General features: G+C 69.5%; 9 protein-coding genes. 1 reads left to right on the top strand and 8 read right to left on the bottom strand.

Annotation, left to right across the window (positions count from 1 at the left end; translation table 11 throughout):
• Positions 1-24: 24 nt before the first annotated feature.
• From AB0M30_RS23270 to AB0M30_RS23235, 8 genes are all read right to left on the bottom strand, one after another.
• A complete protein-coding gene (locus AB0M30_RS23270; protein ID WP_364587088.1) occupies positions 25-1,356 on the bottom strand; it encodes a glycoside hydrolase family 43 protein in 1,332 nt (443 codons plus the stop codon).
• A gap of 59 nt (positions 1,357-1,415) precedes the next feature.
• A complete protein-coding gene (locus tag AB0M30_RS23265; RefSeq protein WP_364586932.1) occupies positions 1,416-2,804 on the bottom strand; it encodes an endo-1,4-beta-xylanase in 1,389 nt (462 codons plus the stop codon).
• A gap of 34 nt (positions 2,805-2,838) precedes the next feature.
• Positions 2,839-3,840 (bottom strand): cellulose binding domain-containing protein, encoded by a 1,002-nt coding sequence (locus AB0M30_RS23260; protein WP_364586929.1) that lies wholly within the window; start codon positions 3,838-3,840, stop codon positions 2,839-2,841.
• A gap of 167 nt (positions 3,841-4,007) precedes the next feature.
• The gene (locus tag AB0M30_RS23255; protein WP_364586926.1) at positions 4,008-4,757 is read right to left on the bottom strand and encodes a glycoside hydrolase; all 750 of its coding nucleotides are present in this window, start codon (positions 4,755-4,757) and stop codon (positions 4,008-4,010) included.
• A gap of 154 nt (positions 4,758-4,911) precedes the next feature.
• The gene (locus AB0M30_RS23250) at positions 4,912-5,997 is read right to left on the bottom strand and encodes a ricin-type beta-trefoil lectin domain protein (RefSeq protein ID WP_364586923.1); all 1,086 of its coding nucleotides are present in this window, start codon (positions 5,995-5,997) and stop codon (positions 4,912-4,914) included.
• A gap of 22 nt (positions 5,998-6,019) precedes the next feature.
• A complete protein-coding gene (locus tag AB0M30_RS23245; RefSeq protein WP_364586921.1) occupies positions 6,020-7,993 on the bottom strand; it encodes an alpha-L-fucosidase in 1,974 nt (657 codons plus the stop codon).
• 26 nt (positions 7,994-8,019) lie between these two features.
• Positions 8,020-9,495, bottom strand: a complete 1,476-nt coding sequence (locus AB0M30_RS23240) for an arabinofuranosidase catalytic domain-containing protein (protein WP_364586918.1) — start codon at positions 9,493-9,495, stop codon at positions 8,020-8,022.
• A gap of 19 nt (positions 9,496-9,514) precedes the next feature.
• The gene (locus AB0M30_RS23235) at positions 9,515-11,878 is read right to left on the bottom strand and encodes a ricin-type beta-trefoil lectin domain protein (protein ID WP_364586915.1); all 2,364 of its coding nucleotides are present in this window, start codon (positions 11,876-11,878) and stop codon (positions 9,515-9,517) included.
• Between the two features lie 401 nt (positions 11,879-12,279).
• Between AB0M30_RS23235 and AB0M30_RS23230 the strand changes: the two genes are divergently transcribed.
• On the top strand, positions 12,280-13,023 hold the full coding sequence (locus AB0M30_RS23230; protein ID WP_360171828.1) for an FCD domain-containing protein: 744 nt from the start codon (positions 12,280-12,282) through the stop codon (positions 13,021-13,023).
• Positions 13,024-13,031: the final 8 nt, after the last annotated feature.

Below are 13,031 nucleotides of genomic sequence, written 5' to 3'. Positions count from 1 at the left end.
TCAGCAGGGGGTGGAAGGGAAAGCTCAGGCGGAGAACTGCCACCAGTTCACGTTGAACAGGTAGCCGCTGCCGCCGGTGAACCGCAGGACCAGGTCCTGGGTGCCGGTCACTCCGCTGACCGGGCAGGACACCGAGGTCCACGTCTGCCAGCCGCCGGTGCCCGCGACGGTGCAGCGGCCCACCACCGTGCCGGTGGCACTGCCCAGGCGCACCTCGATCGTGCCGCCGGCGTTCGCGGAGGCGACGCGGGCGGTGAACGTCTTCGCGCCCGCGCCGAACGCGACGTTGCGGACCTTGACGGTGTCACCGTTCTCGATCCACCCGATGTTCATGCCGCCTTCGGACGCCGGTTCGGTCTCGATCCCGGTTTCCCAGTTGATCGTCTCGGCTTCCTGCCGGACGAAGGGGTTCAGCGTGTCGGCCGGCGGCGGCCCGCTGTTCGTCATGGTGATGGTGGGGATGCTGCCGTCGGCGTTGTAGGCGAACTTCTCCACCGACACCGAGCGGGTGTAGCCGCCCCCGCCGGGCAGGGCGCCGTTGTGGTAGAAGAAGTACGAGCCGCCCTTGTAGTCCACGATTCCCGGGTGGTTGGTGAAACTGCTGCCCTGCGTGGGCATGACCGTGCCGCGGTAGGTCCACGGGCCGGTCGGGCCGGGCGAGGTGGAGTAGCCGATGAACTCCGAGCAGCACTTCGCCGCGAACACGTTGTAGTACGTGCCGTTGCGCTTGTAGACCCAGGGGCCTTCCTCGTACAGCGTCGGGCGGCTGCCGCCGTTCGGACGGGTGCCGAACCCGGCCGTGGTGAGCGGGATCTGGTTGATGCCGCCCGAGTACGACGTCATGTCGGTGTTGAGCCGCACGTACGACAGGTTGGGGTTGCCCCAGTACAGGTACGCCTGGCCGTTGTCGTCGATGAAGACGGTGGGATCGATCTCCCCGTTCTCGACGAGCGGGTGGCCGATGGCGTCGCGGAACGGCCCGGTGGGGCTGTCCGCGACGCCGACGCCGATGGCCATCCGGCCGGTCGCCCGGTTGACCACCGGGACGTACCAGTAGAACTTGCCGTTGCGCTCGACGGCCTGCCCGGCCCACGCGTCCTGCTTGGCCCAGCTGAACGTGGCCAGGCTCATCGGCGAGCCGTGGTCGGTCCAGTTGACCATGTCCGCCGACGACCAGACCCGCCAGTCCTTCATGGTGAAGTAGGTCGAGCCGTCCTCGTCGTGCCCGGTGTAGAGGTAGACCCGGCCGTTGTACACCAGCGGCGCCGGGTCGGCGGTGTAGATGTGCTGCACGATCGGGTTGTCGGCGTGCGCGGTGCCGGGCAGGAGTGCCATCGCGCACAGGGCCGCGGTCATCCAGGCGAGTACGCGCTTTCGGTGGTGCACGATGGTTTCTCCTTCGTCGGGGAGCGGGGTCAGCTCGCTGAGCAGGTCGACGTAATGCCCTCGGCGCTGCCGGTGCCCTGGAAGCCGAACTCGGTCGTCTGCCCGGCCGCGACGGTGCCGTTGTAGGAAACGTTGGACCAGGTGACGCTGCCGGTGGTGCCGCTGTTGCTCGCGCTCCACGAGCTGGTCACGGCCGCGCCGGAGGGCAGGTTCGTCGTCACCCGCCAGCCGTTGAGGGCGGAGCTTCCGGCGGTGACCTTCACGTTGGCCACGAAGCCGCCGTTCCACGAGTTCAACGAGACCGACGCGCTGCAGCCGCTGGGGTTCGGCGTGGTCGGGGTCGTCGGCGTGGTGGGGGTCGTGGGCGTGGTCGGGGTGGTCGGCGTGGTGGGGGTCGTCGGGTTGGTCGGCGTGGCGGCGTTCAGGGCGTCGAGGACGCTGTTGTACGCGGCCTTCTTGTTCCCGTTGCCGTCGAACAGGAGCGGGTTCTCCCCGGTGCGCCAGGAGTCGGTGTCGCGGATGCCCCACGTGGTGATGCCGGCGCAGCGCGCGACGGCGACGCAGGCGCGGGTGACGGCGCCGTAGGCGTTGGCCTGGTTGGAACCGGCGATGTCGAGCTCGGTGATCTGGACTTCGACGCCGAGGTCGGCGAACCGCTGGAGGTTGGCCTGGTAGTCACCGGGCGGGTTGCCGCTGAGGTGGGACTGGAAGCCGACGCAGTCGATCGGGACGCCGCGGGACTTGAAGTCGCGCACCATGTTGTAGATGCCGGTGCTCTTGGCGTTGACGCCGTCGGTGTTGTAGTCGTTGTAGCAGAGCTTCGCGCCCGGGTCGGCGGCCCGTGCGGCGCGGAAGGCGGCTTCGATCCAGTCGTTGCCGGTGCGCTGGAGGTTCGAGTCGCGGCGGCCGCCGCTGCCGCCGTCGGCGAACGCCTCGTTGACGACGTCCCAGGCGTAGATCTTGCCCTTGTAGTGGGTGGCGACCTGGGTGACGTGGTTCATCATGGCCTGGCGCAGGTCGGAGCCTTCCATGCGCTGCGCCCAGCCCGGTTCCTGCTGATACCACAGCAAAGCGTGCCCGCGCACCCGCTTGCCGGTGCTGACCGCCTGGTTGAGGATCCGGTCGCCGCCGCTGTAGTTGAACTGCCCCCGGTTGGGCTCGGTGGCGTCCCACTTCATCTCGTTCTCGGGCGTGATCATGGTGAACTCCCGGTTCAGGATGTTCACGTAGGTCGAGTCGCCGAGCTTGCCGGCCGCGACGGCGGCGCCGAAGTACCGGCCGGACTGGGCGGCGGCCGCGCCGAGCGTCGAGGCCGCGCCGCCGGCGGACGTGGCGAGCACCAGGGAAACTCCGAGTGACGTCGCCAGGAACGTCGAAGCCAGCGCGGCGCGGGAGAGTGCCCGCGATGTCATCTTCATGTGCACACCTTCATTCGTGGGTACGGGTTCGCGGTCACGGGCTGGTGCACGTGGCCGCGTCGAGGCTCGCCGTGCCGGGGCCGGACACGAGGAAGCCGAAGGTCGTCGAGGCGCCGGCGCCGAGCGCGCCGTTGTAGTTCGCGTTCTTGACGGTCACCACGCTGGTGCCGCTCGCCGTGCCGCCCCAGACCTGGCCGAGGCTCTGGCCGCCGGGCAGGGTGAACCCGGCGGTCCAGCCAGTGAGCGCCGCGGCACCGGTGTTCGCGACGGTCACTTCGCCCTGGAAGCCGTTGTTCCAGGTGCCGACGATCCGCGGCGTGGCGGTGCACGGGCCGCCACCGGCCGGGGGCTGCGGGTCCCCGCCGGTGCTGCCCGGTACCGCCTTGAGCGCGTTGTACCAGGTGGTGGCCATCTTGCTGTAGCCGGCAGCGTTGGGGTGGATGCCGTCGGGCAGGTCCGCGATGGCGACCGAGGGGTACATGTCGACCAGGTGCACGCGCTTGCCGGCGGCGGCCTTGGCCCGCATGTCGGGGGCGATCGCCGCGTTGAAGGTGCGGACCGCCGGATCGGCGAACCGGATCGGGATGATCGTGGCGACGAAGAGCTCGGTGTCCGGCGCCAGGTTCGTGATCCGGTCGACCAGGGCCGACAGCCGCCGCGGCGCGCCGGCCGGGTCGCTGCCGTACATGTCGTTGGTGCCGATGTGGAGCAGGATCGTGTGCGGGTGGTACGTGTTCAGCCAGCCGGTGACGGATCCGTCGAGCTGCGCGATGGTCCAGCCCGGGTGTCCTTCGTGGTTGCGGTCGGGCATGCTCGCGGGTCCGTCGGCCAGCGAGCCGACGAAGTCGATCGAGCGCCCGTCGGCCCGCAGCTTCGCGCCGAGGTCGAGCCGGTAGCCGCCGATCGAGCCGCCCTGGGTGATCGAGTCCCCCAGCGGCATGATCGGCACCGCGGCGGCGGCTTCCGCGACCGCCGGCACGACACCGAGCGCGACGCAGGCCGCCAGCACACCGGCGAAGATTTTGGCGAGTTTCATCGGTGAATCCTTCGGGTACCGCGGATCCGGTGTAAATTACATTTCGGCGGGGTTCCGAAACTTTCGCCGCCGGCAGTTTCGGAATTGCCCGGTGGAAACGTTAGCGCTAACAGTGACCGGGGCCGATGGCCGGGCGCCTGCGTGGCGCCCGGCCGCCGTTTTCCGGCCTAGTTCACGCTCGCGGAGAACGAGTTGACCGCGAGCCCGACGCCGCCGCGCCACGGCTCGAAGCCGGCCTGGATGCTGGTGAGGTACCAGGAACGGTCGACGCGGGTGCGGTTGTCGACGTCGTTGACGAAGTCCATCACGTTGAACGACCAGCCCGAGATGGTGGACTGGGCCACGTAGGACACCACGTCGTTGCCGCCGTTGTTGCCCTGCCACACTTCCCAGCCCCGGCCGCCGATGCTGGTGGTGCCGACCCGGCCGCCGACCGGCTGGACCCCGCCGACGCGGTTGAACCAGATCATCAGCTCCATCTGGTTGACCCCGTTGGTCTTCGCCGTCGGGTCCATCCAGATGTCGTAGGAGGCGTCGAAAACCGAGTTGCCGACGTAGTTGTACGAGATCGACGACGGCACGCTGCCGATCCGGCTGAGCTGCCGGGGGAGGGGACTGCCGGGGGAGCAGTTCGAGTAGTGGCAGCCGAGGTAGACGGCCGGGTAGGACAGCGGTGCGCCGCCGCTGGTGGACCCCTGCTGGGTCTGGATCCGGAACCCGCTGCCGGTGACGTTGATGCACTGCTGCGCGCTGCTGCCCCAGCGGTTGTTCATCACGACGTACCGGCCGCCGATGGTGGTCGAGCCGTACTGGTCGCAGATCAGGGTGTCCGCGTGCGCGGCCGGGGCGACGGCCATGGGCGCCGCGACACTGGCCGCGGCGAGCAAAGCCGCGGACAGGGCGTTCCTCAGTTTCATGATCTCCTCCACGTCGTCGTGGCATTTTCTGGGAGCGCTCTCATTCGAATCGCCATTGATGTAACCACAGCGGGCGGCCGGATAAAAGAGGATGGCGGTGATCGATTTTCCGAATGCGTTCCCGGCGCCCCGGAAGCAATGGGGAACGAGCCGGTCACGCGGCCGCGCGCAGCGCCCACTTCTGGTTCGCCTGCCCGTTGCAGGTCCACAGGATCAGCTGGGTACCGGCGGCCGTGCCCTGCCCGGTCGCGTCGAGGCACCGGCCGGACTGCACGCCGGTGATCGTCCCGTCGGCGTTGACGGTCCACTGCTGGTTGGCTTGGCCGGAGCAGGTCCAGATGATCACCTGGGTGCCGTCGGCGGTGCCCTGCCCGGACGCGTCGAGGCACTTGGACCCGGCGGTCGTCAGCTGCTTGCCGGCCGGCGTCCACGCCGGTGCGCCGCAGTCCCGCAGCTGCACGGGGGTGCCGTCGGTGGCGGCCGCGACCTCCGCGCACCGGCCCGACTGCGCGCCGAAGAGCTGCCTCGCCGTGGACTGCCCGGGCGTCCCGATGCTGCCCGGGACCGACTGCAGCGCCGAGTACCACACCGCGGCCATCTTGTCGTAGCCCCCGGCCGTGGGGTGGACGCCGTCGACCAGGTCGGCGGCCGTCAGCGCGGCGTGCATGTCCACCAGGTGCACGTGCTTGCCGGCGTTCTGCTTGCTCTGCACCATGCCGGGGATCGTGGCGTTGAAGGTGCGCCCGGCGGCTTCCTGGCCGCTGTTGGCGATCGGGATGATCGTCGCGACGAAGACCTCCGCGTCCGGTACCGCGCCGGTGATGTGGTCGACCAGCGCGGACAGGCGGCCCGGCGCGCCCGAGACGTTGTAGTTCTGCAGGATGTCGTTGGTGCCGATGTGCAGCAGGACGGTGTGCGGGGCGCTGGTGCGCAGCCAGCCGGCGATGTTCGCGTCGATCTGGTCGATGCGCCACCCCGGGTGTCCCTCGTGGTCGTGGTCGCCGAGCGTGGCCGGGCCGTTGTACTGCGAACCGACGAAGTCCACCTGGTAGCCGCCCGCGGTGACCCGTTGCCAAAGCCCGATCCGGTACCCGCCGGGCACCTGAGTCCCCTCGGTGATGGAGTCGCCGAGGGGCATGACCCGGACCCCGCCGTTCGATTCGGCGGCGGCCGGGGTGCCCGGCAGGAGAGCGGCCAGGACCGCCGCGGCCGCGGCCAGCCACCCGAATCGTGTACGCATGCTGTCTCCTCGCCGGCCGCCGTCACACGGCGGTGATGGTCCACTGGTTGTTCGTGCTGCTGTTCGGTGTCCAGAGGCCCACGCTCGAGCCGGCGGCGGTGCTGCCCATGCCGTCGAGCGCCGTGCCGGTGGCCCGGTTGACGACCTGGTACCGGCCGTTGCCCAGCCCGGTCAGCTTCCACTGCTGGCTGGTGGCGCCGGTCCACGCCGTCTGCGCGCAGATGGCGCCGTTGGCGGTGTTGCCCCGGCTGTCGGCGACCAGCCCGTTGGTGCGGTTGACGATCCGGACGTAGCCACCGCCCGCGTCGGTCAGCTGCCACTGCAGGTTGGTGCTGCCGTCCCAGTTCCACTGCTTGAGCGGGGAGCCGGCCGCGACGCTGCCGCCGCCGTCCAGCACCAGGCCGGTGGCGACGTTCGCGATCCGCGACCAGCCGGTCGGCAGGGGACCGGAGCCCGGCGTGGGAACCTGGCCGGAGAAGGTCAGCTTCACCACGTACGCCGGCGCGTCGAACGGCGGGTTGGCCGAAGGCAGCTGGACGCGCAACGCGGAAGCGTCCTGGACCGGCATGGGCAGGGCGGTGGCCGCGCCGGCGTCCGGGCCGAGCAGCTGCGCCGAGACCAGGTTGGCCAGGTTGATCCGGTTCGAGCCGAGCGTCGTGATCGGGAAGGTGCTCCCGGGCCAGCCCAGCACGGTCGCGTACAGCACGGTGTTGTCCTTGCTGCGGGTGAACCGCACGTCGGTCCGCGTGCCTTCCACCGGGGTGGTGAACGAGCCGCCGCCCATCTTCGTCGGTCCCTCGCCGTACACGGCCCACGCGCGGGTCCCGTAGAAGGATTCGCCGAACCGCTTGAGGTAGTTCCCGATGCCGAGCAGGATCGTGCGCTGCCCGGCCGGGATGGTGCCGTCGGCCATCGGGGCGATGTTCAGCAGCATGGTGCCGTTCTTGCTGACCCGGTCCAGCAGCGAGTGCAGGATGGCCTTCATCGAGTAGTAGCCGATGCCGTTGGTGTAGCACCAGCTGGAGCTCGAGATGCTGTCGTCGGTCATCCAGTAGGGGCTCATGAGATCGCCCGGCCCGCCGCGTTCGAAGTCGAAGACCTCGCCGCGGTTGTCGAACCCGTCCTTGTAGGTGGCGACGACGTCCTTGTTCCAGGCCACGGCCTGGTTGTAGTAGTGCGAAAGGAAGTTCAGCCGCTGCGCCTCGTCGACCTGGGTCAGGTTGAAGTCCTGGTAGACGAGGTCCGGCTGGTAGCCGTCGACGACCTCCCGGAGCTTGTCGTACCAGAGCTGGTTCTCCGCGGACCGGCCGTTCTGGCCGAACAGCCGCCGCAGCGACTCGGTCGGCTGGTTCGGCACGTGGTCGTAGTACCCGGTGAAGTGGTACGCGTGGTGCAGCGCCGTCAGCAGCTTGAGGCCCTTCCCGCGGATGGCGTCCGCGTGCAGCCGCAGCAGGTCCAGCTTGGGCCCGGTCTTGACCGAGTTCCACTCGTTGGCGGCGCTGTTCCACATCGAGTAGCCGTCGTGGTGCTCGGCGACCGGGCCGGCGAACTTCGCCCCGGCGTCGGCGAAGAGCTGGGCCCACTCGGCGGGGTCGAAGTTCCCGCCCGCGGACTTCAGCTTCGGCGCGAACTGCACCCAGTTCCCCGCCTTGTCCCGGGCGCCGTTGATGAAGTTCTGGTACGGCCACGCCGACGGATCGCCGAAGACCGCCTTGTGGTGGTTGTTCTCGTTGGAGCCGCCGATGTACATGTTCCGCGGGTACCACTCGTTGCCGAACGCCGGGACGCTGAACACGCCCCAGTGGTAGTAGATGCCGAACTTGGCGTCCTGGAACCACTCCGGGGCCGGTGGGTGCTGGTCCACCGAAGACCAGCTCGGCGTGTAGCTGCCGGGGCCTTCGGTGGCCCACGCGGTGCGGACGCGGAACACGCCGGCCGCCGCGGCGGCCCCGGCCACCACGATCAGCCTGCGCCTGGACAGCTCGAACGAAGACATCGCAGGGAACCCTTTCGGAAGTTCGGTCAGCCCAGGGACCACTTCTGGTTGTTCGCCCCGGTGCAGGTGGCCAGCTGGATCGCGGTGCCGTTCGCGGTGCCGGAGCCGGTGACGTCGAGGCACAGCCCCGATTGGGTCCCGGTGACGGTGCCGTTGGCGTTGAACGTCCACTGCTGGTTGTTCTGCCCGTTGCAGTTCCAGATGATGATCTTGGTGCCGGGCGTGGTACCCCGGGCGTTCGCGTCGAGGCACCGGACGTTGCCGCCGTCGTAGACCGTGAGCTCACTCGAGCCGCTGCGGGTCCAGGTCTGGTTGGTGCCGCCGTTGCAGTCCCAGATCTGGACCGCGGTGCCGGGCGTGGTGGAGACACCGTTGACGTCGAGGCACTTGTTCGCGCCCACCGCGTGCACCGCCCCGGTGCTGGTCGGGCCGCCACCGGTGCTGTAGCCGGCCGCGGTGATGCTGGCCTGCACCGCGTTCTCGGTGGCGTCGGTCGGGAAGCCGCTGGTCACGGCGCCTTCGAAGAACTCGCCGACGCCGGAGACGCTGTTGTCCCCGCCGGTGCCCAGCAGGATCGACGGCTCCAGCTTCATGGGCGAGTAGCCGCGCGGCAGCCCGCCCGAGTACGGCGTGGTGAGGCCGCCGGTGGTGGCGTCACCGTACTTGAGGGTGAAGTTGCTCGTGCCGTTGTTCTTCAGCCACGCACTGACGAACGGGTGGTGCACGCCGGGGTTGTTCGGGTCCTTGTTGGACCCGGTTCCGGTGTGGTACATGCCGTTCTCGAGGTCGGCTTCGACCCACGGGCCGGTCCCGGTGCAGCCGTTGAACCAGCAGGCGGTGCCCCAGTAGATGGCGTTCATGGTGGCGTTGCCGGTGTCGTTGTGGGAGGTTTCGCCGCTGCCGTAGTCGAAGCAGCACCACTGGTTGACGTAGTTCGACGAGGTGATCATGTAGATCCCCTCCGGCTGGGCCCCGACCGGCGCGCCCTTGGCGTTGTCGATCCGGTAGCCGACGCCCTGGGTGACCTTGATCCCGTACACCGGGTGCCCGCCGACGGTCACCGGCAGCGCCATCGCGTCCGCGCCGACGTCCGACCCGTTCGGGCCGGGGCCCTTCCAGAACCCGCCCCACGAGATCGGCAGGTCGTTGTGGTTCGCGGTCTGGTCGTAGATCTTCGTGACCGTGCACCGCGTTCCCGCGCAGAAGGAGACCTGCGGGGCCGAGTCCGCGTAACCGCCCGCCTCCAGCAGCCCGATGTCGAGGTACTTCTGGTCCGATGCCCGCTGGATCTGGTACAGCGGGCCGTTGTACGCCCCGAAGAGGGCGCGGGTGGTGCTGTGCGCCGTGACGCACGGGGTGCCGCCGGTGGCGTAGAGATCGCACGCCTGCGGGGTGGCCGCCTGGGCCGTCGGGGCCGTGGCGGCCACGGCCCCGGCGGTCAGCAGCAGCGCCGCCACCGTGGCCTGGAGGGCTCTTCTCAAGGAACGCTTGCGGAAGACCATGGCCGAACTCCTCTGTTCGTCAGCCGAGAGTCCACTTCTGGTTGTTCGCGCCGGTGCAGGTGGCCAGCTGGATCGCGGTGCCGTTCGCGGTGCCGGAGCCGGTGACGTCGAGGCACAGCCCGGACTGGACACCGGTGATGGTGCCGTTCGCGGTGACCTGCCACCGCTGGTTGCCCTGCCCGTTGCAGTTCCAGATCGCCACCTTGGTGCCCGGGGTGGTGCCCTGGCCGGAGGCGTCGAGGCACCGCGTGCTGTCGCCGCTGTAGACGGTCAGCTCGCCGGTCGAGGTCCGGGCCCAGGCCTGGTTGGTGCCGCCGTTGCAGTCCCAGATCTGCACCTGCGCGCCGGGCGTGGTGGAGACGCCGCTGACGTCGAGGCACTTGTTCGCGCCGACCGCCCGGACCGGGCCCGCGGCCGGCACGCTCCCGCCGCCGGTGCCCGCGGCCGCGATGACCTGCTGGGCGCCCGAGGGCCAGTTGGTGCCGCTGACCTGGACGTTCCCGCTCAGGACGTTGTTGTGCGGCGAGCCGGTGGCCACCTGGGTCGCGCCGCCGTTGTACCAGTTGCCGCTGAAGGTGTTGTCGTTGGTGTTGTTGGACCCGTTGGCGTTGGTGAAGGCCCAGACCCCGGAGTCCTGGATCACGTTGGCCGACAGCTTCACGTAGCGGGAGCCCTCGTCCAGGTACAGGCCGACCGTGCGGTTGTTGTCGAAGATGTGGTTGTGGTCGAAGGAGCTGCCGGGGTTGGCGGAGAGGTTGTAGATGCTGCCGCCGTCGTGCATCAGCTTCTTGGTGCCGTGCACCCGGTTGTAGCTGATGACGGTGTCCCGCAGCGTGGTCGGCGTCGAGTAGACGGGCTGGTAGTCGTACAGGCCGCGGTTGCGGTAGTCCTGGCTGCCGCCCTGGTCGTTGGCGCCCCAGCCCCAGCCGACGTCGATGCCGTCGTAGGTCAGGTTCGAGACGTCGTTGTGGGTGATGACGGTGTGCGTCGCGTAGGTCGAGAGGATGCCGGCCATCTCCCGGTAGTCCAAGGCGACCCGGCTCACCGTGTTGTACGAGATGGTGACGTCCCGGATCGTCATCGCGGAGTTCGACGGGTGGTGGGCGTCGGCGCGCACCCCGCCGACGATGATGCCGCCGCCGGAGTTCTCGGTGAAGGTGTTGTGGTCCACGGTGATCGACGACGCGCCCAGGCCGACGCCGGAGGCGTGGGCGTTCGCGTCGTTGCCGATGCCCAGGGCCACCTGGCCGAGGTGGGTGAAGGTGTTGCCGCTGAAGGTGATCCCGGTGGCGGCCGAGACCTGGACGGCGGCCGGTGCCTGGGCCCAGGTGCTGCGGGCGCCCTCGAACTGGCGGCAGCCGGACTGGCAGGAGGTCAGGAAGTCGCCCGGCATCGGGACCGCGGCCGGGAGGAACGTGCCGGTCTGCTGGTTCGCGTAGCCGACCGACGTGCTGGGCGTCAGCCAGGTGGTGTGCTCGAAGTTGAGGCCCTTGAAGGTGAGCCCGCGCACCGGGTTGTCGAGGGTGCCGCCGATCTGCAGCAGCGACTGCAGCCGCGGGAGCTCGACGTCGTGGCTGCCGGGGACCCAGCCGCCGGGCGCCTTGTAGTAGAGCTTCCCGGCCTGCGGGTCGAGGTACCACTGGCCGGTGTTCTTGAGGAACGAGTACGAGTTCTCGAGGAACAGCTGGCCGCCGCCGAACGGCTTGGCGAGGGTGTCGTAGCCCCAGTTGTTGTTGTTCCACGCGGGTTGCTGCATGACGATCGAGGTCCCGCTGATGTGGTCGACGGGGGAGTACCGGTCGGTGAAGGAGTTCTGGCTCTCCACCTCGATCCGGTTCTGCTGCGGCAGCGTGGCCAGGTAGTTCAGCGCGGAGTTGGTGATGGTCATCCCGGACGTCGTGAACTGCACGTCGTTGCGGGAGATCGTGATGCCCGCGCGCGGGGCGAGCGCGCCGTCGACGAACAGCTGCCGGGAGTCGGCGCCCTGCGGCACGGACGCCACCCAGATGTTCTGGCCCGCGTCCTGCACCGACCAGCCGCCGACCTGGCTGCCGCCGGAGAGGACCGGCGTCTGGCCGGAGGCGGCCTGCCAGGTGACGGTGTGTCCGTTTTGCCCGGAGTCGGCGCTGGTGAAGCGCAGCGGGGCGGCCAGCCGGTAGGTCCCGCCGGCCAGCTGCACGACGACGTCGTTGCCGGCCGACTGGGCGCGGGCCAGCTCCTGGGCCTTCGCCGGGGTGGCGACCGGCTGGTCGGGGGTCCCGGGGTTGGCGTCGTTGCCGGTCGGGGCGACGGCGATGGTGACGGTCGCGGCCTGGGCGGACGGGGTGGCGATGGCGGTCACCACGAGAGCGGTGACGAGCGCGGCGGCGATGCGCGACGGCATGGGCGGGGACCTCTCCGGAACGAGGCGGCGGTCGGGGGCGCCCAACCGTCCACTGTGTACTGATCACCGGCACCCGGCGGTCAGCCGCCCGCGGCGCGGTGCCGGGGCCGGCCTCCGTCCGGTGGCGGACCGGGCAGGATGTGTCCGACTCATTCGACGCGGTAAGGCTCGGACCGCGATCGAAAGTTTCGACGTGACTCAGGGAGTTTCCGTTGGTGTGTCGGTGATCCATGAGAACAGTGCGCCTGCCCGGCGTCAAGCGAGGAGGTGGCCCATTGCTCCGTATCGCCCCTGCACCCGGCGCTGTGGGTGTAACTTTCAATCCGCTCTGACAAAGATTGACCGGGTGGTGGGTCGGCGAGGTAAGGTGCTGCCCGGAGTTACTGAGTCATACTCATTGCGTGACCCGTGACGAGGAAGTAGCACCGCCTGTCCCGTACCGCCCCGGCTACGAAGTCGTGGCGGAGCAGATCCTCCGGCTGATCGCCGAACTGGAACTGCGGCCCGGCGACCGGATGCCGACCGAGAACGAGCTGGCGGCGCGGATGGGAACCAGCCGGACCATGGTGCGGGAGGCCGTCAAGATCCTCTCGGCCATCGGCCGGGTGCGAGCGCACAAAGGACGTGGGCTGTATGTCTCCGATGACGAGGGCATGCTCGGCGGATCCCGGTGGGGTGCGTTCTTCATGCCCGCCGATCTCGACCACGTCTACATGCTCTTCGAGTTCCGCCGGATCCAGGAGACCGCGGCGAGCCGCCTGGCGGCGGCCAACGCCACTCCCGCGGAGCTGCGCGCGATCGAGGCCGCCGCCGAAACCTGCCGGCACGGCCACCTGACCGGGCAGTACTCGCTGTTCGACCGGGGCGACGACGACTTCCACGCCGGGATCGCCGCCGCGTCGCACAACCAGTTCCTCGTCGCGTCCGTGCGCGAAGCCCGCCGCCTGCAACGCCAGTCGAACATCATCGGGATGTCCGGCGCGATCGGTGGGCACGCGGCGGGCGCGATCGACGAGCACACCGCGATCTACCGGGCGATCCGGGACGGCGACCCGGACGCGGCGGCCCACGCCGCCGGCGTCCACCTGGACAACACCCTGGAGGACTACCGCCGGGAGATCCAGCGCCGGCTCTTCGGCCGGTGAGCACACTC

Source organism: Amycolatopsis sp. NPDC051716 (assembly GCF_040681595.1).
In the GTDB taxonomy this organism is placed as follows: Bacteria; Actinomycetota; Actinomycetes; order Mycobacteriales; family Pseudonocardiaceae; genus Amycolatopsis.
The sequence above is the reverse complement of the archived record's forward strand: the minus strand, read 5'-3'. Positions and strand labels throughout refer to the sequence as shown.